The organism is Streptomyces sp. R44 (assembly GCF_041053105.1).
In the GTDB taxonomy this organism is placed as follows: domain Bacteria; phylum Actinomycetota; class Actinomycetes; order Streptomycetales; family Streptomycetaceae; genus Streptomyces.
In genome coordinates this window covers 7251862-7278534 of sequence record NZ_CP163444.1, presented here as the reverse complement: position 1 = coordinate 7278534, position 26673 = coordinate 7251862, and the positions used below count along the sequence as shown (strand labels likewise).

Annotated in this window: 17 protein-coding genes and 1 tRNA gene; 11 read left to right on the top strand and 7 right to left on the bottom strand. The window is 74.6% G+C overall.

The annotated features are described in order from the left end of the window. Nucleotides 1–373 precede the first annotated feature (373 nt). A tRNA-Pro gene (locus AB5J54_RS33875) sits at nucleotides 374–447 on the bottom strand. A gap of 53 nt (nucleotides 448–500) precedes the next feature. Further along, on the bottom strand, nucleotides 501–3185 hold the full coding sequence (locus AB5J54_RS33870) for an AAA family ATPase (protein ID WP_369149547.1): 2685 nt from the start codon (nucleotides 3183–3185) through the stop codon (nucleotides 501–503). A gap of 290 nt (nucleotides 3186–3475) precedes the next feature. Between AB5J54_RS33870 and AB5J54_RS33865 the strand changes: the two genes are divergently transcribed. Further along, nucleotides 3476–3931, top strand: coding sequence for a DUF309 domain-containing protein (locus AB5J54_RS33865; protein WP_369149546.1), 456 nt, complete (start codon nucleotides 3476–3478; stop codon nucleotides 3929–3931). Here the strand turns inward: AB5J54_RS33865 and AB5J54_RS33860 are convergent. Beyond that, nucleotides 3920–4288, bottom strand: coding sequence for a DUF488 domain-containing protein (locus AB5J54_RS33860; protein ID WP_369147737.1), 369 nt, complete (start codon nucleotides 4286–4288; stop codon nucleotides 3920–3922). The two genes, AB5J54_RS33865 and AB5J54_RS33860, sit on opposite strands and share 12 nt — an antisense overlap. A 150-nt stretch (nucleotides 4289–4438) precedes the next feature. Continuing rightward, nucleotides 4439–5041: a TetR/AcrR family transcriptional regulator gene (locus tag AB5J54_RS33855; RefSeq protein ID WP_369147736.1), complete on the bottom strand. Its 603-nt coding sequence runs from the start codon at nucleotides 5039–5041 to the stop codon at nucleotides 4439–4441. A gap of 150 nt (nucleotides 5042–5191) precedes the next feature. Between AB5J54_RS33855 and AB5J54_RS33850 the strand changes: the two genes are divergently transcribed. From AB5J54_RS33850 to AB5J54_RS33820, 7 genes are all read left to right on the top strand, one after another. Next, on the top strand, nucleotides 5192–6085 hold the full coding sequence (locus AB5J54_RS33850) for a phosphatase PAP2 family protein (RefSeq protein WP_369147735.1): 894 nt from the start codon (nucleotides 5192–5194) through the stop codon (nucleotides 6083–6085). Next, nucleotides 6082–7140, top strand: coding sequence for a DMT family transporter (locus AB5J54_RS33845; protein ID WP_369147734.1), 1059 nt, complete (start codon nucleotides 6082–6084; stop codon nucleotides 7138–7140). Before AB5J54_RS33850 ends, AB5J54_RS33845 begins: the two co-directional genes overlap by 4 nt. Before the next feature lie 81 nt (nucleotides 7141–7221). Next, nucleotides 7222–8232: an SPFH domain-containing protein gene (locus AB5J54_RS33840; RefSeq protein WP_369147733.1), complete on the top strand. Its 1011-nt coding sequence runs from the start codon at nucleotides 7222–7224 to the stop codon at nucleotides 8230–8232. Continuing rightward, the gene (locus AB5J54_RS33835) at nucleotides 8229–9128 is read left to right on the top strand and encodes a hypothetical protein (protein ID WP_369147732.1); all 900 of its coding nucleotides are present in this window, start codon (nucleotides 8229–8231) and stop codon (nucleotides 9126–9128) included. Before AB5J54_RS33840 ends, AB5J54_RS33835 begins: the two co-directional genes overlap by 4 nt. Before the next feature lie 274 nt (nucleotides 9129–9402). Then, nucleotides 9403–10269 carry a GNAT family N-acetyltransferase gene (locus tag AB5J54_RS33830; protein WP_369147731.1) on the top strand — a complete coding sequence of 289 codons (867 nt, stop codon included), beginning with the start codon at nucleotides 9403–9405 and terminating at the stop codon, nucleotides 10267–10269. 465 nt (nucleotides 10270–10734) lie between these two features. Then, nucleotides 10735–12432 (top strand): S8 family serine peptidase, encoded by a 1698-nt coding sequence (locus AB5J54_RS33825; protein ID WP_369149545.1) that lies wholly within the window; start codon nucleotides 10735–10737, stop codon nucleotides 12430–12432. 226 nt (nucleotides 12433–12658) lie between these two features. After that, nucleotides 12659–15643, top strand: coding sequence for an AAA family ATPase (locus AB5J54_RS33820; protein WP_369147730.1), 2985 nt, complete (start codon nucleotides 12659–12661; stop codon nucleotides 15641–15643). 182 nt (nucleotides 15644–15825) lie between these two features. Here AB5J54_RS33820 and rox read toward each other — a convergent pair whose 3' ends face one another. Both rox and AB5J54_RS33810 read right to left on the bottom strand, forming a co-directional pair. Next, nucleotides 15826–17253, bottom strand: a complete 1428-nt coding sequence (rox, locus tag AB5J54_RS33815; RefSeq protein WP_369147729.1) for a rifampin monooxygenase — start codon at nucleotides 17251–17253, stop codon at nucleotides 15826–15828. 158 nt (nucleotides 17254–17411) lie between these two features. Then, nucleotides 17412–18221, bottom strand: coding sequence for a caspase domain-containing protein (locus AB5J54_RS33810; RefSeq protein WP_369147728.1), 810 nt, complete (start codon nucleotides 18219–18221; stop codon nucleotides 17412–17414). 172 nt (nucleotides 18222–18393) lie between these two features. Here AB5J54_RS33810 and AB5J54_RS33805 point away from each other — a divergent pair, with 172 nt between their 5' ends. From AB5J54_RS33805 to AB5J54_RS33795, 3 genes are all read left to right on the top strand, one after another. Continuing rightward, nucleotides 18394–19287: a DNA/RNA non-specific endonuclease gene (locus AB5J54_RS33805; RefSeq protein ID WP_369147727.1), complete on the top strand. Its 894-nt coding sequence runs from the start codon at nucleotides 18394–18396 to the stop codon at nucleotides 19285–19287. 169 nt (nucleotides 19288–19456) lie between these two features. Next, complete coding sequence (locus AB5J54_RS33800; protein ID WP_369147726.1) at nucleotides 19457–24814, top strand: trypsin-like peptidase domain-containing protein; 5358 nt, start codon at nucleotides 19457–19459, stop codon at nucleotides 24812–24814. Between the two features lie 6 nt (nucleotides 24815–24820). Beyond that, nucleotides 24821–25894, top strand: a complete 1074-nt coding sequence (locus AB5J54_RS33795; RefSeq protein ID WP_369147725.1) for a serine protease — start codon at nucleotides 24821–24823, stop codon at nucleotides 25892–25894. Between the two features lie 7 nt (nucleotides 25895–25901). On the opposite strand, the gene AB5J54_RS33790 is transcribed toward AB5J54_RS33795, so the two are convergent. Further along, a complete protein-coding gene (locus tag AB5J54_RS33790; protein ID WP_369147724.1) occupies nucleotides 25902–26552 on the bottom strand; it encodes a 1,4-alpha-glucan branching protein in 651 nt (216 codons plus the stop codon). Nucleotides 26553–26673 lie beyond the last annotated feature (121 nt).

Sequence of the window (26673 nt, the reverse complement as noted above, 5' to 3'; positions counted from 1 at the left end):
CCGGACCGTGAGGCCGCCGCCCTCGTTGGCGGTGGCCTCCGCCGCCGCGCCCGCCAGTGCGTCCACCACCTCGTGCACCGCCACCGGCCGCCTACCTTCGCGTCGAACGAGCTGGGCCCGGTATCTGCGCAAGGCCTCCCAGGATGAGCAGTCCACCGGAAAGCCGGCCGGGCCTGTGCCGACCGACGCCGTGGCGGTCTCTGCAGGATTCCTCCTCCGCCTCCTGAAGGCGATTGCCACGTGTACCAGCGTCGGCCGCGGCCGTGTCCACCAGCGTTGTGGCTGCAGGGACACCCAATCAATGGTCCCCAAAAACGATCAGGGGCCGTTTCAGATTGCTCTGAAACGGCCCCTGACCTGCGACTCTTTCGAGTCGGGACGACAGGATTTGAACCTGCGACCCCTTGACCCCCAGTCAAGTGCGCTACCAAGCTGCGCCACGTCCCGATGCGCGTCTCCGCGGGGTTTCTCCCGCGTCGCCGTGCAGGGAAAACATTACCTCACTCCCGGGGGTGGGATGACGCACGGGCTGTCACGGCGTCCGGAGTGGGGAGGTCTGCGCCGCAGGTGGCGGCCAGGGCGGTGGCTTCGGCGAGGGTCGTGGCCGAGCCGGTGGCGTGGGCGAGGTCGAGGCGGGCGCGGGCTTCCTCGTAGCGGGACGGCGACGCCGCGAGGTGTTCGACGGCCCGTTCCAGCAGGCGCTGGGACTCCGGCGGGTCGACGAAGAGGGACAGGCAGCGGAGGGCCTCGCCGAGGGCGGTGTGCGTGCCGAGGCGTTCCGCGTGGGTGAGGGCCTCGCGGGCGATCCCGGCGGCGCGGTCCGGGTCGGTGGGCGCGAGCGCACGGGCGAGGTCGAGCGGCCAGGGGGCCCAGACGATGTGGTGGCGGCCCCGGCCGGTCAGGGCCTCGGCGGCGCCCTCCAGGGTGGACACGGCCTCGTCGACCCGGCCTTCGGCGAGCAGCAGCCGACCGAGGACGCTGGGGCCGTCGGGCAGCACGATCGCGCCGGGCCAGGGCGGGCCGAAGGCGTACCGGTCGGCGACGAGGCGGGCCTCGGCGGTACGGCCCCGGGCGACGAGGGTGTCGACGAGGAGGCAGGCGGTGTCCCAGTGGACGGGCAGGCCGTCGCCGACGCGGTCGGCGAGCCGGAGACCTTCCTCCAGGTGGTGCTGGGCGCGGGGCAGGTTGCCGCGGCGCCGGTGGACCAGGCCCAGGAGGGTGTGGGCGAAGGCGAGGTGGGCGCCGCTCCAGCCGGAGATCTCGAAGGCCCGGACCGCCTCGGTGAAGAGGGCCTCCGCCCGGTCGGGACGGTCGGCGAACGCGTACGCGATGCCGGTGAGGGCCGGGATCTCGAAGCCCCATTCGGGGTCGGTCCAGCCGAGGCCGCGGGCGGGCGCCCCGTCGACCAGGGCGAGGTCGCAGAGGCGTACGACCTCGGCGGCGGGTTCCCCGCGCATCATCGCGTCGAAGCCGCGGACGGTGATGAGGGCCCGTTCGGAGTTGTCGGCTCCGGTGAAGCCGGCGGTGAGCTCGGCGAGGCGGCGGGAGCGGTCGTGGCCGTCCACTTCGGCCGCCTGGAACCCCTCGTACATGAAGTGCGCGGCCTGGAGCCGTCGTCGGCCGGTGCCGGGCGGCGTCCGGCCGTATTCGACGGCGGCGGCCCGCGCGGCCTCCTGGAGTTCGTTGTTGTGCGCGAGGGCCTGGGTGAGCCGGAACGTCGCGTCGATGCGCAGTTCGTCGTCGAGGCCGGGCAGGTCGAGCGCGGAGCGCAGGTGCCGGACGGTGGCGGCGGGCGCGGTGAGCAGGGAGGCGCAGCCGAGTTCGTAGAGGACCCTGGCGTACGTGTCGGGGCCGGGCGGTTCGATGAGGGCCCGCTCCAGGCAGCGGCGGGCCGCGTCGGGGGCTCCGACGGCGAGGTGTTCGACGGCGGCGGCCCGCAGGCGGCTCACGACGTCCTCGTCGTCGTCCGGGTGGACTTCGAGGAGGTGGCGGGAGACGGCGGCCGGTCCGTGGCCGGCCTGGGTGAGCGCCCAGGCCGCGCGTCCGTGCAGGGCGGTCCGTACGCCCGGGGGCACCGAGCCGTACACGGCGGTGGCGATGAGGGGATGCGCGAACTCCAGGGGCGGGACGGGCACGAGGGCGAGTCCGTTCCGGCCGGTCGTCGGCGCCGTCACGATCCGTGCGGCCCGGAGGAGTTCGGTGTCCTCGGCGACCTGCTTGGCGCTCAGGCCGGTGAGGGCTTCGAGGAGTTCGGGCGTGCTGTCCGTGCCGAGGCCGGCCGTCGCCCAGGCGAGGCGGGTCGGGCCGGAGCCGAGCTCCTCGATGCGGGCGACGAGTCCGCCGCCGCGGGCGCCGGCGCCGAGGTCGCGGAGGAGGGCCGCGGAGCCGGCGACGGGTTCGAGCATCCGGTCGCGGGCGTTGGCGAGCAGCTCGACCGTCTCGTACGGGTTGCCGGAGGTGACCGACCACAGCTCGCGGCAGAAGGGCTCGTCGGCGTGCCCGCCGAGCGTGTCCCGGGCGAGCTCGGCGGTGGCCCCCGAGGTGAGGGCGTTCAGGCCCAGGGTGAGGACGGCGCGGTCCGCGAGCGCGGCGAGCGTCGCGGCCCCGCCGGGGCCCTGCGGCTCCCGCACGAACGGGCGGTGGGCGAGGACGACGAGTACGGGCAGCCGGCGGTCGCGCCGGGTGCGGGTGAACGCGTCGAGCCAGGCCAGGGATTCGGCGTCGGCCCAGTGGACGTCGTCCACGAGCAGCACCGGGGGCCGGTCCCGCAGCCGGTCGGCGAGGCGGTCCAGGAGCCGGGCGAGGCCGATCAGCACGCCCTGCGGGTCGGCGGGCGCGTCCAGTGTGGGCGCGGCGAGCCCGAGCGCCGGGGCGAGCAGGTCGAAGTGGTCGCCGAAGAGCTGCCCCACCTCGTCGGCGGCGAAGCCGTCCAGGGCGGGCTGGAGCAGTTGCCGGGTGAGGTGGAAGGGGACGGAGGTGAGGGTTTCGCCGCCCCGGGCGGTCAGGACGGTGCAGCGGTCCCGGGCGGTGCGGTGTATCTCGGCGAGGAGCGCGGTCTTGCCTATGCCCGGCTCGCCCCGGTAGACGAGTATCCCGCCGCGACCCGAGCCGCCCGCGGCGGCTCCGGCGACGAGTTCGTCGACGGCGTGGGCGGCCGCGGCGAGCTCCGGGCCGCGTTCCAGCAGACCGCCGCGCTCCGCGTCGGAGACGCGCGAGGCGAACGGCGTTGCGGGCGGCGACTGTTCGGGATCCGTCGGCACCGGTGACTCACTCCCCACACACGAACTGTTGGTCATGACGCTACCGGCACCACCACCCGCGCGGACCGGAACAGCGCCGGACAGACGAGCCTAGCGCTCGTGATCGTCCGAGGGGCGACAATGGACGGGTGAACCGGACAACAGGTGACGACGACGGCGCGCGGGGCGGTGCGCGGGGCGCTGCGCGGGGCGGTGAGCGCGGCAGGGACCGTGACGTGGAGGGGCGTGCGCGCAGCGCCCGGCCGCGCGACGGGCTCGGTCGGCCGCTGCCGTACGGGGCGGAGGGGGTGCCCCGGCAGCCCGAGGGTGTCGTCCGCGCGCCCGAGGAGAGCGTGCGCGAGGCACAGCGGCTGCTCGACGCCGGGATGCCCTTCCACGCGCACGAGGTCTTCGAGGACGCCTGGAAGTCCGGACCTGCGGCGGAGCGGGACCTGTGGCAGGGGCTCGCGCAGCTCGCGGTCGGCCTGACGCACGCGGCGCGCGGCAACACGGCGGGCGGGGCCCGGCTGTTGCGCCGTGGCGCCGACCGCCTGGCCGGCGGGAGCGCGGTTCCCGGTGCGTACGGGATCGATGTCGGCGGACTGGTGGTGTGGGCGCGGGAGTTGGCGGACCGTACGGAGGGCGGGAGCGCGCTCGACGCCGCCGCGGAGGCGCCCCGGCTACGCCTCTAGGGCCCGCCGCAGTACCGACGTGTGGCTCACGGACGGGTCCTTCGCTGAGGTCAGGAGGGTGACGGTCTCCCGGGCGGCCAGGTCGCGGAGCCGGTCGAGGGCCGCGGCGGCTTCCGGGGCGTCGAGCTCGGCCTCGTAACGGCGGCAGAACTCCTCGTACTCGCCCTCGGGGCCGTGGTACCAGTGGCGGAGTTCGGTGGACGGGGTGAGCGCCTTGGGCCACTCGTCGATGTGGGCGTCCGTCTTCTTGAGGCCGCGCGGCCAGAGCCGGTCGACGAGGACGCGTACCCCGTCGTCGGGTGAGGGGTCCTCGTAGACGCGGCGGACACGGACGGCGGGGGTGGTGCTCGCGGCCATGCCTCAAGGGTGCGGGACGGAACCGGCTCTCACGGCGCCCGACGCGCGGGGCGGGGCGCAGTCCGTGGGCGCGGTCCGTACGCGCGGGGCGGGGCGCAGTCCGTACGTGCGGGGCGGGGCGAGCCAGCCCCCCATGCTCCGCCCCCGCGCTCAGCCCTCGACGCCCAGGGCCGGGAGCAGGACCGCGTCGACGAAGGTCCGCATCGTCGACGCGTCCGCGAAGCGCTCCTCGAAGAGCCGCTCGATGCGGAGCATGCCCAGGAAGCAGGGCGCGACGAATCCGATCGCCGGGTTGCCGGCGGCGACCTCGCCGCGCTCGACCGCCCGCGCCACGACCGCGTCGATGGCCGCGATCTCGGGGGCGATCACCGTCTCGCGGAGCGCGGCCCGCAGGTCGGGGTGCTGGATGTAGGCCTGCGCGACGGCCTCCATGAGCTCGGCGTCCCGCTCGCGGTGGGAGGCGGCGACCCGGGCGGCCTCGCGCAGGTCGCCGGCGAGGGTGCCGGTGTCGATGCCGGTGAAGACGGTGCAGCGGCGCTGGGCGAGCGCGGCGGTCACGAGCTGGGGCTTGGTGCCCCACTGCCGGTAGAGCGTGGCCTTGCCGCACTTGGTGCGGGCGGCGACGCCCTCCATGGTCACCGAGTCGTAGCCGCCCTCGCGCAGGAGGCAGAGCACGGCGTCGTAGAGCTCCGTCTCGCGCTCCGGCGTGATCTTGCTGCGACGGGCGGCGGCGGTCGCGGCCTGTGTGGACATCGATCCCTCCCGGACACCTCTGTCTCTGCACATACGAGAGTAGGGGGTGCACAATCGAGACGCAAACGTATCGAGACGCTTGCGTCTCGATGAAATCGGATCTAGGCTCACTCCGTTTGTTGGCGATTTGACGGATTAGAGGGCCGCGCGATGGCTGTCGGGATACGCGGGATACGCGAACCACGTCCTGCAGGACGGGGGACGCCTCCTACCCCCGCACCCGCCGCCCGGGGCGGGACCGGCGACCCGGAAGCCGCCGCCGAGCCGGAACAGGAACCGGAGCCCGGGCCCGGGTCCGCCAGACCCCCGCTCCTGCGCGAGCTGCTCCTCGTCACCGCACTGTTCCTCGTCTACAAGTTCGGCCGGCTCTTCGCCAACGGCCACGAGACCCGCGCCTTCCGGAACGCCGACCGCGTCTGGGACGCCGAGCGCGCGATCCACCTGCCGGGCGAGGGAACGATCCAGCAGCTGCTCCTGCACGGCGAACCGCTGATCCGGGCGGCCAACACGTACTACGCGGCCGTGCACTTCCCGGCCACCGTCGCCTTCCTGGTCTGGCTGTACTGGCGCCGCCCCGCGCACTACCTGTGGTCCCGCCGGGTACTGGCCCTCACCACCGGCGCCGCGCTCGCGCTGCACCTGCTGATGCCGCTCGCCCCGCCCCGGATGCTCGCCGCGTCCGGACTCGTCGACACGGCCCGCGTCTACGGCCCCTCCGTCTACGGGGCGACGCCGGAGACGGACTCGATGGCGAACCAGTTCGCCGCCATGCCGTCGCTCCACTTCGGCTGGGCCCTGATGGTCGCGATCGGCCTGATCGCCGCCACCCGGTCCCGCCGGCGGGTGCTCTGGCTGCTGCACCCGGCGCTCACCCTGCTCGTCATCATCGGCACCGCCAACCACTACTGGTTCGACGCGCTCGCCGCCGCCGTCCTCCTCGGCCTCGCGCTGCTCGCCGTCCGCGCCCCCGGCCGGCGGACGGCACCCCCACCCGTGTCCCGCCCGCTCGGCGCGGCCCCCCTCCCTGTCGGAGCCCTGCGATGAACCCCGCCGCCGGCACCGCGCTCGCGGTGCTCCTCTCCCTCGTCTCCGCCGCCGGGTACGCGCTCGCCGCCGTCGCCCAGTCCCGGCTCGCCGCCGCCTCCCCCGCCGCTCCCGACGGCCGCGGCGCGCTGCGCGCCCTCCTCGCGCGCGGGCAGTGGTGGTGGGCGGTCGGGCTCAACGCCGCCGGCGCCCTCGCCCACGTGGCCGCCCTGCACTACGGGCCGCTGACGCTCGTTCAGCCGCTGGGCGCCCTGACGCTGGTGGCGGCGCTGCCGCTGGGCGCGTACTGCGCGCGGCGCCGGGTGACCCGTACCGAATGGCGCGGAGCCCTGTGGACCCTGGGCGGGCTCGTCGGGCTCGTCGCCGTCACCGGGCCCACGGCCCCCGGCGAGGCGCTCAGTCTGCGCGAGTCCCTGATCGTGGCCGCGGCGACGGCACTCCTGATCGCCGTACTGGCCTCCGGGCGGCTGCACGGGCGCGAGCAGCGCGGGACCGGCGGTCCGGCCGCGCGCGGACTCGGCCACGCGACGGCCTCCGGGATCGCCTCGGGCGTCGCCTCGGCGCTCACCCAGACGCTCACGGCCGCGCTCGCGCTCGACCTGCCCGGCGCCGAGCCGACCTGGTGGCAGACCGCACTCCTCGCCGTCCTGATATCCGGCTTCGCCAGCGGCGGCCTGCTGCTCTCCCAGGCCGCGTACCGGGGCGGACTCGCGGCCCCGCTGGCCGTCGTCAACCTCTCGAACCCGGCGGCCGCCGCGGTGATCGGCGTGGCCCTGCTCGGCGAGACCTTCCGGGCGGGCGCCTGGGGCTGGCTGGTCGCGGCCGGCGCGTCGCTGATCGCGGCGCGGGGGGTCGTGCTGCTGACGAAGGGCGGCACGCAGGAACCGGCGCCGGTGACGGTGGCGGCTCCCGCTCCCGCACCCGTGTCTCCGCAGGGCACGACCCCGCTGACGGTTCCGGCTCCCGCGTCCGCGCCGGAGCCGACCGTGATCCCGGCCTTCCCGGGCCTCACCGCGCCGGAGGCCGAGCCGGCACCCGCGCCCGTCGCGGGCTGAGACGACGCACGCCCCCTATTCGTCACCTTGACGACAACCAGGGAATCCCCCTATCGTCCACATGACGACAAGGGGGTTCCCATGGCCGACATCACCCGGCGGGCCGGCTGGCGCCATCTGCGCTCCGCGCCCACCGCCCACATCCGCCACCAGCGCCGCGGCAGGCTCGTCCACGACGGCGAAGGGCTGAGCTTCTGGTTCCGGCCGCTCACCGCCGCGCTCTCCGAGGTGCCGGTGAACGACCGCGAGCTCGCGATGGCGTTCCACGCCCGCACCGCCGACTTCCAGGACGTGAGCGTGCAGTCCACCGTCACGTACCGGATCGGCGACCCGGGCGCGGCGGCCACCCGGCTCGACTTCTCCATCGACCCCGACACGGGCGCGTGGCGCGGCGCCCCGCTGGAACAGCTCGCCACCCTCCTCACCGAGACCGCCCAGCAGCACGCCCTCGACGTCCTCGCCCGCACCACGCTCGCCGCCGCGCTCGTCGACGGCGTGGCGGCGGTACGGGACCGCGTCGCGGCCGGGCTCGCCGCCGAACCGCGCCTGCCGGACACCGGCATCGAGGTCGTCGCGGTCCGGGTGGTGGCGATCCGCCCCGAGCCGGAGGTCGAGCGCGCCCTGCGCACCCCCGCCCGCGAGCAGATCCAGCAGGAGGCCGACCGGGCCACCTACGAGCGCCGGGCGGTCGCCGTCGAGCGGGAACGCGCCATCGCCGAGAACGAGCTCGCCAGCCAGATCGAGCTCGCCCGGCAGGAGGAACGGCTCGTCGAGCAGCGCGGCACGAACGCGCGCCGCGAGGCCGAGGAGAACGCGGCCGCCGACGCGGTACGGGCCGAGGCCGAGGCCGTACGGAAGGTCAGGCTGGCCCGGGCCGAGGCGGAGGCCGCACGGGAGGTCGGCGAGGCGCGCGCCGGAGCGCAGTCCGCGTGGCTGCGGGCGCACGCGGAGGCCGACCCGGCCGTCCTGCAGGCCCTGGCCGTGACCCGGGCCGCGGAGAACCTGCCGCGCATCGAGCACCTCACGCTCTCCCCGGACGTGCTGACCGGGCTGCTCGCCAAGCTGGGCGGCGAGGGCGGGGCGCGGCCGTGAGCCTCGCGCCGCGCGCGGTGCTCGTGCACCGGACCACGGAGTACGAGGAGCTGCTCGCCCGGCACGGTACGCACGGGCAGGCCGCGTTCTTCCTCTCCGCGCGCGGCCGCTCGGTCGACGCCGTGCGCGAGCGGCACGAGCGGACCCGGCGGGCGCTCGCCGAGGTGGCGGGCGCGGTTCCGCTGACGTGGCGCCAGACGCGGGTCGAGCGCGCCGACCTGGACCGGTTCCTGTTCGGGCCCGAGGACGTCGTGGTGGTGGTCGGACAGGACGGTCTGGTCGCCAACGCGGCGAAGTACCTGACCGGCCAGCCCGTCATCGGCATCGACGCCGACCCCGGACGCAACCCGGGCGTCCTGGTCCGGCACCGGCCGGACCGGGCGCGGCGGCTGCTGCCGTACGCGGCGGGGGCCGGGGCGGCGGTCGACGAGCTGACGATGGTCCAGGCCGTCACCGACGACGCGCAGCGGCTCCTCGCGCTGAACGAGATCTACGTCGGTCCGCCGGGCCACCAGACCGCCCGCTACACCCTCGCGCTCGACGGCACGGACGTCGCGCCCGAGCCGCAGGCGTCCTCGGGGGTGCTGGTCGGCACCGGCACGGGTGCGACGGGCTGGCTCCGCTCCCTGTGGGAGCAGCGCTCCAGCGCGCTCGCCCTGCCGGCGCCCGCGGACGCGCGGCTCGCCTGGTTCGTCCGCGAGGCCTGGCCGTCCCCGACGACCGGCACGACCCGCGTCGAGGGCCTCCTGGACGCGGGCCGGGGCCTGCGGCTCACGGTCGAGTCGGACCGTCTGGTCGCCTTCGGGGACGGGGTCGAATCGGACGCGCTGGAACTGACCTGGGGCCAGACGGTCCACCTCACGGTCGCCCCCTCCCGCCTCCACCTGATCCACTGACTTGGCCCGCCGCCCCCGTTGTGGGCGCGCACCCCACCGCCGTGTGGGCAAAGTTCCGCCCTGGGGGCACCTCCCGGACGAAGTCTGGGGGAGGAACGCATGCCCACAACGGGGGGGGTGGGCGCCGCCCCGGCGGAGCGCATGCCCACAACAGGGGCGGCGGCCGGAATCGGTCGGTCGGCGGTCGGCAGGGCACCGCACGGCGTTATGCTCGGCGCGCTTTGCCCGGGTTCCGACCCCCGGGCACCCGCCCCGGCCGTCGAAGGACACCCCCATGACCTCAGCCGCCCCCGGCCCGCTGTCCGTCTCGTCCGCCACCCCCCAGGAGTGGGCGCTCGTGCGGTCCTGGGCGGCCGAGGAAGGCTGGAATCCGGGGCTTTCCGACATTCCGGCGTTCTTCGCCCAGGACCCCTCCGGCTTCTTCCTCGGCCGGGTCGACGGGGAACCGGTCTCCGCCATCTCCGTCGTCACCTACGACGACGACTACGCCTTCCTCGGCTTCTACCTCGTCCGCCCCGAACTCCGCGGTCTCGGCCACGGCCTGGCCACCTGGCGGGCCGCCCTGGCCCACGCGGGCGGCCGGTCCGTCGGGCTCGACGGGGTGCCCTCGCAGCAGGACAACTATCGGCGCTCCGGCTTCGCCACGGCCTACCGCACCGCCCGGTACGCGGGCGAGGTCCCCGCCCCCGACCGCCCGGTGGCCGGCCTGGTCGCCGCCGAGCGCGTGGACCGGGCGGCCCTCGCCGCGTACGACAACCTCTGCCACCACGCCGACCGGCCCCGGTTCCTGGACACCTGGCTCACCACCCCCGGCCACCGGGCACTGGCCCGGGTCGTCGACGGGCGTATGACCGGGTTCGGCGTGGTTCGTCCCGCCGAGGACGAGGCGCGTGTGGGCCCGCTGTTCGCGGACACCCCGGCCGACGCGGCCGCCCTCCTCGACGGGCTCGCCGCCGAGGCGAGGGAGTTCGGCGCGGACCGGATCGCGGTCGACATGCCGGAGGCGAACCCCGCGGCGGCCCGGCTGGCCCAGGAGCGCGGTCTGGAGCCGACGTTCGAGACCGCCAGGATGTACACGGGCCCGGTCCGGCCGGTGGCCCGTGAGCGCGTGTTCGGCGTCACCACCCTCGAACTCGGCTGATCCGCCACCCCCGTACGGCCCCGCGGAGGGCACCCTCCCCGGACCCCCGCCACCCCTTGAGGGGTGACAAGGGTTTTCCCCGTATCGGGTTACCCCCCCCGTTCCCTACTGTCCTCCGCACCGGCAGATATCATCCCCCGAGCGCACCCTGACAGGTGCATGCGGAGGGTGCTGTCCGCCGGCGGCGGCCTTGACCCGGGCCGTCGCGCCGGTGGCGGCGCACGGGCCCCCCAAGCCCAGGGAACGGCCGGACGCGACCCCACTTCGCCCCGTACGTCCCGCGCCGCCGCCACTGCTCCGCAGTTACGTCGTACTCGAAAGGGCCACACCTTGAACGGTTCCAGGCGGAGAGTCATATCCGTGGTCGCGAGCGCCGCGATCCTCGGTGCCGCTGCCATGACTTCCGGGGCGTTCGCCGCCGCCCCGGTCGCAGCCACCCCGAAGCCGGTCCCGGCTTCGCAGGCGATGCGGGCGCTTCCCAACGCCCCCGTCGAGAAGGTGATCGTCACCTACAAGACCCGGACCGCCGAGGCCGGCTCCAACACCGCCGCGAAGAGCGACACGGCCGAGAAGGCCGCGCAGACGGGCGAGAAGCTCTCCTTCGAGCGCCGCCTCGCCGGCGGTGCCGCCCTGGTGAACCTGGGCGGCCAGGCCACCAAGCAGGACGTGACCGAGGTCATGGACGCCTTCCGCGCCGACCCGTCGGTCGCCTCGGTCGAGCCCGACATCCGCGCCTACGCGATGGCTGTCACCCCGGACGACACCGACTACGCCAAGCAGTGGGACCTCTTCGAGCCCACCGGTGGCATGAACGTTCCCGCAGCCTGGGACAAGACGACCGGTTCCGGCGTCACCGTCGCCGTCATCGACACCGGCTACGCCGCCCACTCGGACCTGGCGACCAACGTCATCGCCGGTTACGACTTCATCTCGGACTCCACCGACGCCCGCGACGGCAACGGCCGCGACGCGGACTCGAAGGACGAGGGCGACTGGAACGCCACCGCCGGCGAGTGCGGCACCGGCTCCACGGCCTCCAACTCCTCCTGGCACGGCACCCACGTGGCCGGCACCATCGCCGCCGTCACGAACAACACCAAGGGCATCGCGGGCATCGCGTACAACGCGAAGATCCAGCCCGTGCGCGTGCTCGGCAAGTGCGGCGGCTCGTCCTCCGACATCGCCGACGCGATCACCTGGGCCTCCGGCGGCACCGTGCCGGGCATCCCGGCCAACCCGACCCCGGCCAAGGTCATCAACATGAGCCTGGGCGGCGCCAGCTCCACCTGCCCGAGCGTCTACCAGACCGCGATCAACGGCGCCGTCTCGCGCGGCACCACGGTCGTCGTCGCCGCGGGCAACAGCAACGCCAACGCCTCCGGCTTCACCCCGGCGAACTGCTCCAACGTCATCACCGTGGCGTCGACCAACCGCGCCGGCTCCCGGTCGTACTACTCCAACTACGGCACCATCGTGGACGTGGCCGCCCCCGGTGGCGAGACCCGCAACGCCACCGACACGCCCGGCACCGTCACCACCCCCGAGAACGCGATCTACTCCACGCTGAACTCGGGCCTCACGGTCCAGTCGACCGAGACGTACAAGCCCTACCAGGGCACTTCGATGGCGGCGCCGCACATCGCCGGCCTCGCCGCCCTGCTGAAGTCGGCCAAGAGCACCCTCACCCCGGCCGACATCGAGTCCACGATCAAGGCCAACGCCCGCCCGCTGCCCGGCACCTGCACCGGCGGCTGCGGCACCGGCATCGCCGACACCGCGAAGTCCGTGGACGCGGTCCTCAACACCACCCCGCCGACCGGCACCGTCTTCACCAACGCGACGGACGTGCAGATCCCGGACAACACCACCGTGACGTCCTCGATCGCCGTCACCGGCCGCACCGGCAACGCCCCCGCCGCCCTCAAGGTCGGCGTGGACATCAAGCACACCTGGCGCGGGGACCTGGTCATCGACCTGGTCGCCCCCGACGGCACGGTGCGCAACCTGAAGGCCTCCTCCTCCTCGGACAGCGCCGACAACGTCATCGCGACGTACACGGTCGACGCGTCGAGCGAGGTCGCCAACGGCACCTGGAAGCTCCAGGTCCGCGATGTGGCCTCGGGTGACACCGGCTACATCGACTCGTGGAGCCTCACCTTCTGACGCACCACCGCACCACCTCTGAACCACCCCCCACATCAGCATCATTGCTGGTCAGCGACGCGCCCGTGGTCTACACCACTGGCGCGTCCTGGCGTTGGGGACGTGCCCGCCCGCCAGGCCCTCTGTCCGAATGCCGGACAAGGGGCCTGGACTGTGCCGGTGGGCTCCGTATCCTCTGCGCACGGGGTCCATGGGCCGGGCCCCGAGGGGCCGGAGGTGGTGGACAGTGACGACAGCTCCACAGAGCCCTGCCCCGGTGGGCCGTGAGGAACTCCTCACCCGGCTCGAACGGGCCCTCCACACGCGCGGCCGCGCCCTGCTCACCGGACCCGCCGGCGTTGGCAAGACCGAGGTCGCCCTCGCCGAGGCCGCCCGCGCCGAGGCACGCGGCGAGACCGTGCTGTGGCTCGCGACCCTGCCGTCCGACCGTGAGATACCCGGGGCCGCCGCGGCGGCGCTCGTGGCCTCGGTGGCGGCGACCGTGACCTGGCCGGGCCTCGGCACCGGCCGGCCCGTCCCCGGACCGGCCGCGGTGCACCCGCCCGGACAGTCCCCCGCCGGCGGACCCGGCGCCGGCGCGCTCGACGCGGACACCCTCGCTTCGGGCGTGCTCGCCTCCGGAGTCCTCGACTCGGGCGTGCTCGCCTCCGGCGTCTTCGACCAGCTGCCCGGACCCCAGCGCACCGCCGTCGCCATGCTCTGCCGCGAGGCGCCGATCGACGCGGGCGGCTGGGACCCGATCGCCCTGCGCCTCGGCATCGCCCGGATCCTGCGCGCCCTCACCTGCCGCGGCCCCGTCCTGCTCGTCGTCGACGGCGTGCAGCACGTCGACGCGGACAGCGCGGACCTGCTCCGGTTCGCCCTCCATCTGGCCCCGCCCGCGCTGCGCGTGGTGGCCGTGGAGACCCCCGAGCCGTACGCCGAGGCCCACGCGCCGTACCGCGAGAGCCACCGCCACGAGGACCCGCACGCCGCACACCTCTGGGTGCCCTCGGAGGCGGACGTGCTGCGCGTCCCTCCGCTGCACGCCGACGAGATCGCCGAACTCCTCATCCACCACCGGCTGCCCTCCCGGATGGCCGGCCGCATCCACCGCGCCAGCGGCGGCAATCCGCGGCTCGCGCTCGCCGTCGGCCGCTCCCTCGCCGACGCGCGGACCCCGGTGCACCACGCCGAGGCGCTGACGCTCTCCGGGCGGGCCCGCGACCTCGCCCGCCAGCTCCTGGGCGCCGCGCCCCCCGCCGTACGCGAGACGCTGCTGCTCGCCGCGCTCGCGCTGCGCCCCTCGGCCACGCTGGTGCGGCGCGCCGGGCGGCCCACCGCCGAGGCGGACCTCGCGGCGGCCGAGCGGGCCGATCTGGTGTCGCTGTCCGAGGACGGCTCGGTGACCTTCACCGCCGGACTGCTGCCCTCCACCCTGGTGCACGACGCCTGCTGGGCCGAGCGGAGCGCCGGGCACGCGGCGCTCGCGGAGGTGGTGGACGACCCGGTCGAGGCGGTACGGCACCGGGCGCTGGCCACCGAGCGGCCGGACGAGGAGCTGGCCGCCGAGGTCGCGGCCGCCGCCGATCTGGCCCGGCGGCGCGGGAACAGCGCGCTCGCCGCCGAACTGGCCCTGCTCGCGGCCGAGTCGACGCCCGGCCGGCACGGGACGCGGCGGATCACACGGCTCGTCGACGCGGCCGAGGAGGCCGCCCGCGCGGCCCGCGCGGACCTCGCGATGCGGGCCGCGACGGATCTGCTGGCCCGGGACGCGGTGCCCTCCGACCGGGTCAGGGCGCGGCTGGCCGTGCTCGACACCGCGGGTCAGGGGCTCACCGGGCTCGACGAGATGTACGTCCACGCCATGGAGGACTCCGAGGGCGACACCGCCCTGCGGGCCGCCGTGCAGCTGCGGCTCGCCGTCAAGTACGTGCTCGCGGACGGCGATCCGGAGCGCTCGCGGACGGCCGCGGTCGAATCGGCGGCGCTGGCCGCCTCGATGGGCGATCCCCGGCTCGCGGCGCAGGCCCTGACCGTGCAGGCGCGGATGGAGCGGGCCCTCGGCTCTCCGGACGCCGAGACCGTACTCGGCCAGGCCCGTGCCCTGGAGCGGGCCGAGCGCCCGCTCGGGATCCGCAACGCCGCGCAGATCCTGACGATCCGCCACGCCCTCTTCGACGACCGGCTGGACGACGCGCGGGACGAGCTGAACGCGCTGCTTCCCCTGGTGCAGCGGCGCGGCTCGGTGGAGGACACCATCGAGCTGTTCTCGACCCTGGCCGCGATCGAGTCCCGCAGGGGCGCCTGCGCGGCCGCCCTCGCGCACGCCGGGCAGGCCCTCGCGCTCACCCTGGAGGCCGGGCTCTCCCCCGGCCCCGCCTGGTACACCCTGGCGCTCGCGGAGACCGCGGGCGGCAGCTTCGCGCGGGCGGCGAGCTATGCCCGCCGCAGCGTGCAGGCCTCGGAGGAGGAGGGCGACCGCGTCTTCCTCTCGCGCAGCCGGTACGCGCTCGGCCGCGTCCAGCTGATCACCGGCGAGGTCGCCGCGGCCCTGGAGACGCTGCGGCGGGTCCAGGCCGACGAGCGCGCCCAGTCGACGGTGGACCCGTCGATGCTGCGCTGGCACGAGGAGCTCGCCGAGGCGCTGCTCGCGCACGACGCGGGCGACGAGGCCCTGGCGGTCCTCGCGGAGGTACGGCCGGTGGCGGAGCGGCTCGGCCGGTCCACGGTCCTGCTGGGCTGCGACCGGGCGTACGCCCTGTGCCTGGCGGCGGAGGGCCGGACGGACGAGGCGGCCGAGCTCCTCACCCGTACGGCCGGGAGCTTCGGGCGGGCCGGGCTGCCGCTGGAGCAGGGGCGGGCGCTGATCGCCTTGGCGCGGGTCGAGCGGCGCCGCCGGCGCAGGTCGGCGGCCCAGAGCGCCCTGCACGAGGCGGCCTCCGTCTTCGAGCGGGCGGGTGCGGCTCCGTGGCTGGCGCTCGCGAGCGAGACGCCGGCGGGCGAGGCGGCCGGTCCCGGCACGGGGGGCGAGGAGTCGGTGTCGGCGCTCTCCTCGCTCACGGAGGCGGAGCTGCGGCTCGCCCGCCTGGTGGGCCAGGGCGCGAGCAACCAGGAGGCGGCGGCGAAGCTGTACCTGAGCGTGAAGACGGTGGAGGCGCGGCTGACCCGCATCTACCAGAAACTCGACGTCCGCTCCCGCGCCCAGCTGGCGACGGCGCTGCGGCCGTAGGTCCACGGTGTACGCCGCACCCGCCGTCCGGCGGCCCGGCACCCGCACGACCGGCCCGGCCGGCCGGACCCCGACACCCCGCCACCACCCCGAGCCCGAGCCACGACAGGCCCGCGCCGGAGCGCCCGAAGGGCGGGGTCCGGGAAGACCGGACCCCGCCCTTCGGGACACCGTGGTGTGCCTCAGGCCTTCGCGGCGCCGAACCACTCCGTCAGGCGGCCGAGGAGGTCCTCCTGGTCCTCGCCGACCCAGACGACGTGGCCGTCCGGCCGCAACAGCACGGCGGGCGCGTCGAGTTCCTCGCTGCCGTCGACGACGTGGTCGACCCGGTCCGCCCAGCCCTCGGCCGAGAGCCGGCCCGTCCGGTCGAGCAGCAGTCCGCGGCCGCCGTGCGTCAGCTCGTACAGGCGCCCCTGCTTCAGCGTCAGGTCCCGCAGCCGCCGGCCGAGGAGTTCATGGCCCTCCCCGAGGTCGTAGCGGACGTCGACCGCGGTGATCATGCCGGTGATGTACCGGTTCACCTCCTCGAAGTCCATCAGCTTCGAGAACAGTTCCCGCAGCGCGGTCGCCCCGGGGTCGCTGCCGAGGAGGGTCATCTGCGCGCGGGTGTTCCGCACGACGCGGGCTCCGACCGGGTGGCGTTCGGCCTCGTACGTGTCGAGCAGCCCTTCCGGGGCCCAGCCGGCGACCGCGGCGGCCAGCTTCCAGCCGAGGTTGAAGGCGTCCTGGACGCCGAGGTTGAGGCCCTGGCCGCCGGTGGGCGGGTGGATGTGCGCGGCGTCGCCGGCGAGGAACACCCGGCCGACCCGGTAGCGCTCGGCCTGCCGGGTGGCGTCGCCGAAGCGGGACAGCCAGCGCGGCGAGTGCACCCCGAAGTCGGTGCCGGCGAAGGCCTTCAGCTGCGTCTTGAAGTCGTCGAGGGTCGGCGGGGTCGTGCGGTCCTCGGCCACCCCCTCGGCGGGCACGATGACGCGGCACGCGCCGTCCTCGAGGGGCTTGAGACCGAACCGCAGCTGGGTCTTCTGGACCTCCGCGGTGACGGCGGCGATCGTCTCCGGGTCCGCGGTCACCTCCATGTCGCCGAGGAGCGTCTCGACCGTGGCGGGCTCGCCGGGGAAGCCGACGCCGAGCAGCTTGCGCACCGTGCTGCGGCCTCCGTCGCACGCGGCGAGGTAGCGCGAGCGCAGCTCGGTGCCGTCCGCGAGCGTGACGGTCACCCCGTCCTCGTCCTGGCCGATCCCGACCACCTCGCTGCCGCGCCGGATCTCCGTGCCGAGTTCGAGCGCGCGCTCGTTGAGCAGCCGCTCGGTGACCGGCTGCGGCGTGGCGAGGCCGTACGGGTGGGCCGTGTCGAGCTGCTCGGGCCATGCCTTCATCACGCCGCCGAAGAGGCCGCCGACCGAGAACGGCTCGCTGACCGCCCGGAAGCGCTCCAGGAGGCCCCGCTGGTCCATCATCTCGACGCTGCGCGCGTGCAGGCCCTGCCCCCGGGACTCCTTGGTCGGCTCGGCGAGCTTCTCGAGGACGACCACCCGCACGTCGTGCAGGCGCAGTTCGCTCGCGAGCATCAGTCCGGTCGGTCCGCCGCCGACCACGATCACGTCAATCATCAGTACGCCCCGTATTTCCGCAGTTCAAAAGCTTCGAGCGGTGATTCTGCAGGACGAAGGGGGCCTTGCCGCAAGGCCCCCTGTGCGCTATATCTTGAGAGTGGCAAGGAGAGGTCGTCCCTCCTTGCCTTTCTGTTTTCCCGGGACCGGTGCCCGCCTCAGACGGTGAACGGCTTCTGGGCCAGGAAGTCCGGCGCCGGGGTGCCGGTCAGGAAGAGGTTCGGGCTCTGGGTGGGGGGCAGCAGGCGCTGGATGCCCCGGTGGAAGGTGCGGTAGTCGCCGCGGAAGGCGCCCTCGTCCCACACCCGGAGCAGGGCCCCGGTGAAGGCGCCGTTGACGTCGCCGTCGGCGGCGACCTGGTTGTCCTGGCAGGCCGAGACGAGGAGTGCGTCCGGGACCGTCCCGTCGGCGGAGGCGTCCTTCGCCAGGCTCCGCTGGAGGTCTTCGAGGTAGGGCCGGTCGCGCTCGTAGAGCCGTCGCTGCCACGGCTCCGGCATGTAGCGGCCGGCGGTCTCCTCCGCGGCGCCGCCGGGCAGTTCGATGCTGCTGCCGCTGTGGCAGCAGTCGAAGAGGGCGACGATCCGTACGCCGTCGGCGAAGGCGCGGAAGGCGTCCTGGACCTCGTCGTCGAGGAACTGGCGGTCGTAGAACACGAGGGTCTCGTCGAGCGCGTCCGGCTCGTCGTCGGAGCCCGTGACGTCGGGGACCTGACCGCCGTGGCCCGAATAGGTGAAGAGCAGGATGTCGCCGGGGACCAGGCGGGCGGCGGCTTCGCCGAGCACGGAGGTGATGTTGGCGACCGTGCCGTCCGGGGTGAGCAGGGTGGTGGCCTCGAATCCGGCGGTCCTGGCGAGCCGCGCCATGTCGTGGGCGTCGTTCTCGCAGGCGTTCAGGGTGCCGTCCCAGCCCTCGTACCGGGCGGGGTCGACGGCGTTCAGTCCGACGTGCAGGGAGAGTCCGGTGGCCATGGGGTGCCTCCTCGTGCGGAGCGGAGGGATGCCGGGACGGGGGATGCCGGGGCGGGGGACGGCGGCGGGGACGCCGGGGACGGCTGCCCGGGGCGGGGTGCCGGGGGCGGCTGATCGAGTGGCCTGCGGTCCGACGCCGAGCGCGACCCTCTCCACGCGGTACTTACATCGTATGAACCCTTCCGATGTACCGCTCCCTCCCGGCCGGGCGCCCGCCGCCGAGCGCCTGGCCTCCCTCACCGGCCGCACCGGCTACGACGAGGCCTTTCTCGGCCCCGTCGTCCCGCTCGCGCTCCCGGTCCGGGACACGATCGAGACGGTGATCCTGCCGTACACCCACTTCACCGTGGTCTTCCGGCCCGACCGGCGGCTCGCGGCCTCCACCGCGGTCTGCATCGAGGGCGCGCAGCTCCTGGAGGACGTGCCCCGCGAGGACGTCTGGGAGTACGACCCCCGGCTGCCGGAGGAGCAGCAGGCCGGCGACGACGTCTACCGGAACAACAGCCTCGACCGGGGTCATCTGGTCCGCCGGCTCGACCCGGTCTGGGGCGCCTCGGCGGTGGCGTCCCTGGCCAATACGGACACCTTCCACTTCACCAATGCCGCTCCCCAGGCGGACGTCTTCAACCAGGGCAAACAGCTCTGGCAGGGCCTGGAGAACTATCTGCTCGACCACGCCGCCGAGTACGACCGGAAGCTGACCGTGCTCACGGGCCCGGTGCTCCAGGACTCCGATCCGCCGTACCGCGGGGTGCAGGTGCCGCTGCGGTTCTGGAAGGTGGCCGCCTTCGTCCAGGACGGGGCGCTCGCCGCCGCCGCGTACGTCCTGGACCAGAGCCCCGACCTGAGCCGTGACGCGGAACGGGCCCTGGCGGGGGCGAAGGCCGGGGCGCCGCCGCCGCTGGGCCCGTTCCGCACGTACCAGGTGCCCGTCTCGGACGTCGCGGAGATCACCGAGCTGGAGTTCGGACCGCTGCCGGACGTGGACGTGATGCCGCCCACGCGCGCGCCGGAGGACCGCTGGCGGCGCCTGGAGTCGTACGAGGACATCGTGCTCCACCCCTGACGCCGACGGGTCCCCGCGCAGCGATTGCGACGGTTCCCGGCCGGTGAAACGATGAGAGGGATCAGCCAGTTCGTCTGGCCTCGACCGGTGACGTCCGGTCACGACTGATCTCGTCAGGTCCGGCGCCGGAGCGACCGGCGCTGCGCGAAGAGCGCCGGGCAGGTGCGGTATGCCGCTCACCGAGACGGAGTGGGGCCTCGTCGCCAGCTGGGTGCGGGACCACCTCCTCGACTCCCCCGAACCACGGGCGCGGCTGCTCCGCGCGGGCCTGCCGGCCGGATTCGTCGAGGACCTGCCGCTCACCCCGGACCCTCAGCGGAACGCCCTGCTCGTCGTCGAGGCGGCCCGCCGCGACATCGCCCATCAGCGGCGGCTGCTCTCCGTGCTCGCGGGTCTCGACGCGCTGGCCGCGATCGACGACCCGCGCGGCTTCGAGCAGGGCGCCGAGGCCCGGAACCTGCTGACCCGGCTGCGGGACGACGAGCAGCTGCGCCGCTCCCCGCGGGATCCTTTCGACAGCACGCTCCTGAAGCACGGCACGGAGGTCTTCCTGGGCCGGCGCGAGTTGCGCCGGAAGCTCCGGGAGTTCCTGGCCGACCCGGAGCAGACGGTCCTCGTCGTCGACGGGCCCCCGGACAGCGGGCGGTCCTACACGTACGAGCTGATCCGCCACCTCGGCCAGCACTGCGACTTCCGTCCGGTCCGGGTCACGCTCTCCCGCACGTCCACGGCGGCGCGCCTGATGGAGCGGCTCTCGGCCTTCGTGGCGGGGCCGGAGGCCGACCGGGTCCCGCTGAATCCCACACGGTTGAACGATCCACTGCCCTCCTTCGAGGACGCCGCGCATCGGATCGTCGCCCGCGCCACCGCCGCCGAGCAGCGCTTCTGGCTGGTCATCGACGAATGCGACCGGCTCGATCCGCACTCGGACGTGTGGGACTGCATCGGTGTCCTGGCGCGGGCGATCTACGAGCACACCCCGGTGCGGGCCGACACCGTTCCGCGTCTGGTGCTGCTCGGCTACGCGACGACGATGCGGCAGCTCCCGTACGAGATCCGGAAGAACGAGTGCCGCGACACGACCCGCATCGCCGACGAGAACGATCTCCGGGAGTTCTTCGGGGAGTTCTTCACCGACACGGCTCCGGACGGGGGTGAGTCGGCCGTCCGTGAGCTCACGGAGACGGCCGTGGCGGAGGTGCTGCGGGCCGTCGACTCGCCGGAGGGCGAAGAGAGTTACATGCGCCGGTTGTGCACGGCCGTGGAGGACGTCGTACGGCTGCACCGGGCGCTCCCTCCGACGGCACCGCCGCCGGGCGAGGCGGGTCATGTGCTGCGGGACGCCCTGCGCACCAGCCTCGCCGCCCCCGCCGCCGCGCTGCCCGATCTGCGCAGGTCCTACCGCGAGGCCGCGTCCCTGCTCCAGGAGTTCGACCCCGCGCGGCTGCGGCTCCCGGGCGAGGAGCAGGCCACCGGGCGGGCCGTCCTTGAGCTCGTCGACGACTGCACGGCCCTGCCGGCCCCCGGGGCCACCGTGTGGACGCTCAAGCCCGAGATCCGGGACGCGGCCCTGGCGGGCCTGGACGGCCCGGAGGCCGCGCTGCGCGCCCTCCGCGCCAACATCGGCCTGCGCCCCGAGGGCCCGGGGCCGGAGCGCATGGCACTGGCCCTGCTGACGGGCGGCCTGCCCCCGGTGGGGTCCGGTCCGCCGCCGGTGGACCTGCCTCCGGTGGGTGCGGGGCCTCCGGGCCCCGGTCCGAACGCCCGCGACGAGGTCCAGGTGCTCTCCGACTCCCTCCAGGCCACGCTCTGGCTGAGCCGCGTCCGGGGCGTGACCGGACTGCCCGACGTCGACGACGTGCAGCACCGCCTGGAGCGGGCCCGGTTGCTCCAGCCGATGCGCCGGCTCGTCCAGGGGACGTTCCACGGACGCATCACCGAGCTCGACTCCCTGCACGCCTATGTCGCGCTGCCCGAGGAGCCGGCGGAGCCGCCCGTCCTGCTGCACGGCGTCGGCGGCATCGGCAAGAGCACCCTGCTCGCCAAGTTCCTCGTCGACGCGCTCGCCGCCGTTGGCCCCACCGGGTTCCCCTTCGCCTACATCGACTTCGCGCGCCCGACGCTCTCCATCCACGAACCGGCCACGGTGCTCGCGGAGATGGCCCGGCAGCTCGGCGTCCAGCACCCCGCCCACCGCGCCGCCTTCGAGGAGCTGGCGGACGAGTGCGAGCGGACGGCGGCGCTCCAGCGCGGCGAACGCAACGAGCTCGACGACCTGTACCAGCTGGCCGGCACCCGGGCGACGCTCGGCCGCGACTACTCCTCCGACTTCCACGCCCGGGCCAGCGCCCGCGAGCAGGAGCTCGCCCACCGGGTCGCGTCCCTGGTCGCCGAGGCGGTCCGCCCGGCACCGGGCGAATCGCCGCCGCCGCTGGTCGTGGTGGTCGACTCCTTCGAGGAGGCCCAGTACCGGGGCTCGCCCGTCATCGCCCGCATGTGGGCCGTCTGGACGGCCCTGCGGGCGGCCTACTCGCGCCTTCGCTTCGTCGTCTCCGGGCGGGCCCCCATCGACCACCCGGCCCGGGTCCTGACCCCGCGCACGATGGAGCTGACCGAGCTGGACCACGAGGCCTCCGTGGACCTGCTGATGTCCTCCGGGGTGGTGGACGAGCCGCTCGCGGAGGACCTCGTCGACCGGATCGGCGGTCATCCGCTGAGCCTCAAGCTCGCGGCCCGGACGGCCGTCGCCCTGGGCGCCGATTCGCCGTCCCTCGGCGAGCTGCTGCGCGGACTGCCGTCCCGGCGCCGGTACTTCGACCGGCAGGTCGACCAGATGCTGATCCAGGGCACGCTGTACGACCGACTGCTCAAGCACATCGCGGAGGACGACGTCCGGGCCCTCGTGCAGGCGGGTCTGGCCCTCCGCTTCATCACCCCCGACCTGATCCGGGAGGTCCTGGCCGGGCCCGCGGGGCTGACCGTCGCGAGCGCCGCCGAGGCCCGGCGGCTCTACGGGCTGCTCACCTCCCGGGTCGACCTCATGGAGTCGGCGGGGCCCGAGGCCATCCGGCACCGGACGGATCTGCGGGCCATCATGCTGCGCCTCTCGGACAGCGCCCGGACCGATCTGATGCGGGCCGTGGACCGGCGGGCCGTCGCGTACTACGCGGACCGCGAGGGGCCCAGGGAGCGCGCCGAGGAGATCTACCACCGGCTCCGGCTCGGCGAGAACCCCCGTACCGTGGAGGCCCGTTGGGATTCGGACGCCGCTCCCTACCTGGGCGGGTCGACGCACCGCGAGATGTCGCACCGCTCGGCGGCGTTCCTCCTCGGCCGGATCGGCGGGCACGTGCCCGACCAGATCATGACCGAGGCCGACCAGGAGGACTGGGAGCGGATCGCCGCGCGCGAGGTCGAGGACCTGCTCACCCAGGGATACGTGGAGACCGCCGCGCAGCGCCTTGAGGAGCGCCGGCCGTGGACGCCGTGCAGCAGGCTGCACGCGCTGCTCGCCGAGACGCTCGCCCGCTCGGGGCGGACAGTGGAGGCACGCGAGGGCGCCCAGCGGGCCGTGGACCGGGCGGAGGAGGCGGGCTGCGCGGAGACCCAGCTCGAACTGCTCCAGCTGTCGGCGCGGCTGGCCCAGGACTCGGGCGCGTTCGCGGAGGCGGACCGGGACCTCCAGGAGGCCGAGGAGATCGCCGCGGGCCTCGGGCTGCGCTTCGAGTCGCTGGGCGTGCTGGTCGCCCGCTCGCGGCTCGCGGCGCTCGCGGACGGCGACGCCGCGCCCACGGAGAAGCGGCTCGCCCGGACCCTGCGCGGAATGCCGGACGCGGACCTGGCCCGGCAGCCCTCCCTGGCGCGTACGGCGGCGGCCACGGCGTACCGGGCGGACCCGAGGCTCCTGGAGCACACGCTGCGGCTCGTGGGGCTCCCGGCGGACGAGGACGCGGTGGTCGGCGAACTGGCCCGCTGGATCGACGCCACGCTCACCGACGAGCCCGGCCTCCGCGTGCCGCTGACCCGCATCCTGGAGTCCGCCGCCGGCGCGGAGCCCTCCTCCGGTGCCGCCCGTCCGGACCTGGAGGAGATCGAGCGGGACCTGCGGGAGGCACGGCGGCGCGGCACCCTGGACAGCGTGGCCCGGCAGGCGCTGACGCTCCGGGACGGCAGCGGGGACCTGCTGCTCGGGGTGGCCTCCGCGATGGACGCGAGCCCGCCGCCGCGCGGCACCGCCCCGTACGCACCCGGCCCGTACGCACCCGCCCCGCCGGGAACCGTCCCCGTCGGACACGGCCCGGAGCAGGGACCCCGCACCGGCCTGTGGACGCGCCCGCCGCCGAACGCCGCCGGGGCCGCGCTCCGCAAGGTGCCGTTCCTGCCGCAGGAGGAGCTGGTCCGGGTCCGCAACGCCGCCCTGGAGGCGGGGCTCGCCGACCGGGCCCTGCGCCCCGCCCTGCTCAGGGGCATCCCGGGCTACTTCACGGCCACCCTCGAACCGCTGGACGACCCGCTGGAGCAGGCGCACGCCGACCTCAACGCGATGAACCAGGTCGAGCGGCTCCTCGACGGTCTGGTGCCGCTGGAGATCTGGCTGCACAACGCGATCGAGCAGACCCACCAGCAGGGCCCGCGCGCCGTCCTCCAGGGCGCCCTGGACGCCGTGGCCCGCGCGATCACCGGCGAGGCGGAGCTCCCGGCGGAGATGATGCCCGGGGAGATGAAGGAGGAGATCGTCCTCCAGGACGACACCGTGCCGTACGAGTTCCTGCACGGCGGCATCCGGGCCGGCTCGTCCGTGGCGCTGCTGCGGATCCCGCCGTACGAGTCGGGCGCGCCGCTCCTGCCCTCGTACCCGCACGGCGGCACCGGCTGGATGATCGCCCCGGGACTGCTGATCACCAACCACCATGTGGTGATGGCCCGTTCGTGGGAGTCGGGCGTCCGGCCGTACGTCAGCGACGAGGACCTGCGGCTCCAGGCGGTCATGTCGCGCTCCCGCTTCGACTTCGTCGAGGACACGGCGGCCGCGCCGGAGGCGACGGCGGGCGAGCTGGCGGCCTGGGACGCGGAGCTGGACTACGCGATCGTGCGGCTCGCCGCCGGCCAGGAGGAGCGCCCCACGCTCCGGGTCGCCACCCGGCCGCTGCTCGTCCGGGAGCGGCAGCGGGTCCCGGTCAACATCATCCAGCACCCGGGCGGGCTGCCGAAGCGCGTCGCGCTGCGGAACAACCTGGTCTACCGGGCGGACGAGCACGACATCCTGTACTTCACCGACACCCGGGGCGGTTCCTCCGGCTCCCCGGTCTGCCTCGACGACTGGACGGTCGTGGGGCTGCACCGGGGGACGCGGAAGGTGGACGAGGTCGAGTTCCAGGGCGCCCGGACGAAGTTCGTGAACGTGGGCACCCAGATGAGCGGCATCCTGGCCCATCTCAGGGAGTCCCGGCCGGAGTTGTACGAGGAGATCACGGCGGCCCAGTCCGGGCGGCCGGCCCGGGGGGAAGCGAACGCGAAGCCGAGGTGAACGACCATGCCGAACGGACCACGGAGCGTGTCGCCGGTGGCGACCGGCGCCGAGCGGATCTTCGACGATCTGCAGGAGGTCGCCGCGCGGGTGCGCGCGGAACTGGAGGCGGAGATCGCCGAGTCCGCGCTCGAACTCCCGGCCGACGTGGCGCCGGCGGCCGAGATCTCCCGCTTCGCCCGCGAGGAGCGGGCCCGCGTCCTGGAGGCCGGGGTCTCCGGTCTGGAGAAACTGGCCGCGCACCGGGAGGACGAGCTCGACGGGGACGAGACCTTCGGTGTGGAGGCGATCGTCCTCCTGGAGGGCCGACCGGCGATCCTGGTCCAGCGCCAGGACTTCGCGCCGCAGCGGGACGAGTGGTCGGTCCTGGAGCCGCAGCGGCCCGCGATCCGGGACTCGATCCTGCGGGTCGGCCGGGTCGAGGTCACCGGGCATCCCAGTCTGGACTGGATCGGCACGGCGTTCCTGGTCGGTCCGCGCACGGTGATGACGAACCGTCACGTGGCGGCGGAGTTCAGCCGGTTCGAGGGCGAGCGCTGGTCCCTGGAGTTCGGGATGTCGGCGCGGGTCGACCCGGCGGAGGAGCTGCCCGTCGAGGGCGAGCCGCCCGGGGCCTCGGTGCCGTACGAGATCACCGACGTCATCGGCATCCACCCGGACGTCGACATGGCGCTGCTCCGCGTCGAGCCCTCGGCGGAGGGCGGCCTGCCGACGCCGCTCGCCGTGGCGGCGGACGGGCCGGCGGACCTGCCCGGCCGCCAGGTGTACGTGATCGGCTACCCGGCCTGGGACGGCCGGCGCAACGAGCCCGAGTCGATGCGCCGGATCTTCATGGACGTCTACAACGTGAAGCGGCTCCAGCCGGGCGCGGCGACCGACTTCACCCCCGGCGGTCTCGTGATGAAGCACGACTGCTCGACGCTCGGCGGCAACAGCGGCTCGCCGGTGTTCGACCTCACCGACCACCGGGTCCTCGGGCTGCACTTCGGCGGCCGCTACCGCACGGGCAACTTCGCCGTCCCGCTGTGGGAGCTGGTGGACGACCCGCTGCTCGCGAAGGCGGAGGTCAACTGGGTCTGAGGAGCAGCTAGTCGGCGAGAGCCACGACGTACGCGCCGCGGGCGGTGGTCCCGTCGGCGAGGCGCCACTCGGCCGTGACCCGGCCGCGGCCCGGTCCGCCGTCCGCACCGGAGTGCAGGACGCGCCGGATCCGGAGCGTCAGCGGTGCGGCCGTACCGGTCTCCCGTACCTCCACGTCGGTGCGGTCGGGGCCCTCCGTGACCCGTACGAGCTCCGCGCCGGTCCCGGCGGGGTCGAGCGAGGCGGCGACGGTCGGGTCGGTCGTGTTGTCGACGGACTGGGCCTGGGCCTCGGTGCGGCCGGCGAGCAGGGCGTACAACTCGGCGACGAGCACCGGGTCGTGGGTGCCGTCGTAGATCCAGCGCGTGCCGAGGACACCGTGCTCGGAGGTGCCGATGAGGGCGTGCTCGGCGCCCTCCAGGGGCGCGCCCCGGTAGGTCATCGGGACCAGGTAGGTGACCGCGTCCGGCCCGGCGCCGTCGGCGACCGCCATGAACTCGATGCCGACCTCGCCCGCGGGGTCGTCGATCCGGAAGCCGCCCGCCTTGGCCGGGCTCGGCACCTCGGCTCCGCCGGCGTACCAGGCGCGGCCGGGCAGCCACTCGGTGAGCAGTTCCAGCTTCGTGGGCTGCATCGTGGTGTGGTGGATGACGGCCATCGTGCGCTTCTCCCTCTCTGACCCCGGTGGCGAGGAACCGCAACCTAACAGACGGTCCGGGCCGCGATGCGGGGGCGTCCACGCCGACCTAGCCTGGAGGTGGAGTGTTGTCCCCGGCCGG

Bases quoted from the DNA above. Each gene is read 5' to 3' on its own strand.
- AB5J54_RS33855 (WP_369147736.1), bottom strand. From the start codon at position 5,041: ATGTCCACACAGGCCGCGACCGCCGCCGCCCGTCGCAGCAAGATCACG.
- AB5J54_RS33845 (WP_369147734.1), top strand. From the start codon at position 6,082: ATGAACCCCGCCGCCGGCACCGCGCTCGCGGTGCTCCTCTCCCTCGTC.
- AB5J54_RS33805 (WP_369147727.1), top strand. From the start codon at position 18,394: ATGAACCCTTCCGATGTACCGCTCCCTCCCGGCCGGGCGCCCGCCGCC.
- AB5J54_RS33800 (WP_369147726.1), top strand. From the start codon at position 19,457: ATGCCGCTCACCGAGACGGAGTGGGGCCTCGTCGCCAGCTGGGTGCGG.
- AB5J54_RS33850 (WP_369147735.1), top strand. From the start codon at position 5,192: ATGGCTGTCGGGATACGCGGGATACGCGAACCACGTCCTGCAGGACGG.
- AB5J54_RS33795 (WP_369147725.1), top strand. From the start codon at position 24,821: ATGCCGAACGGACCACGGAGCGTGTCGCCGGTGGCGACCGGCGCCGAG.
- AB5J54_RS33825 (WP_369149545.1), top strand. From the start codon at position 10,735: ATGCGGGCGCTTCCCAACGCCCCCGTCGAGAAGGTGATCGTCACCTAC.
- AB5J54_RS33810 (WP_369147728.1), bottom strand. From the start codon at position 18,221: ATGGCCACCGGACTCTCCCTGCACGTCGGACTGAACGCCGTCGACCCC.
- AB5J54_RS33830 (WP_369147731.1), top strand. From the start codon at position 9,403: ATGACCTCAGCCGCCCCCGGCCCGCTGTCCGTCTCGTCCGCCACCCCC.
- AB5J54_RS33840 (WP_369147733.1), top strand. From the start codon at position 7,222: ATGGCCGACATCACCCGGCGGGCCGGCTGGCGCCATCTGCGCTCCGCG.
- AB5J54_RS33790 (WP_369147724.1), bottom strand. From the start codon at position 26,552: ATGGCCGTCATCCACCACACCACGATGCAGCCCACGAAGCTGGAACTG.
- AB5J54_RS33860 (WP_369147737.1), bottom strand. From the start codon at position 4,288: ATGGCCGCGAGCACCACCCCCGCCGTCCGTGTCCGCCGCGTCTACGAG.
- rox (WP_369147729.1), bottom strand. From the start codon at position 17,253: ATGATTGACGTGATCGTGGTCGGCGGCGGACCGACCGGACTGATGCTC.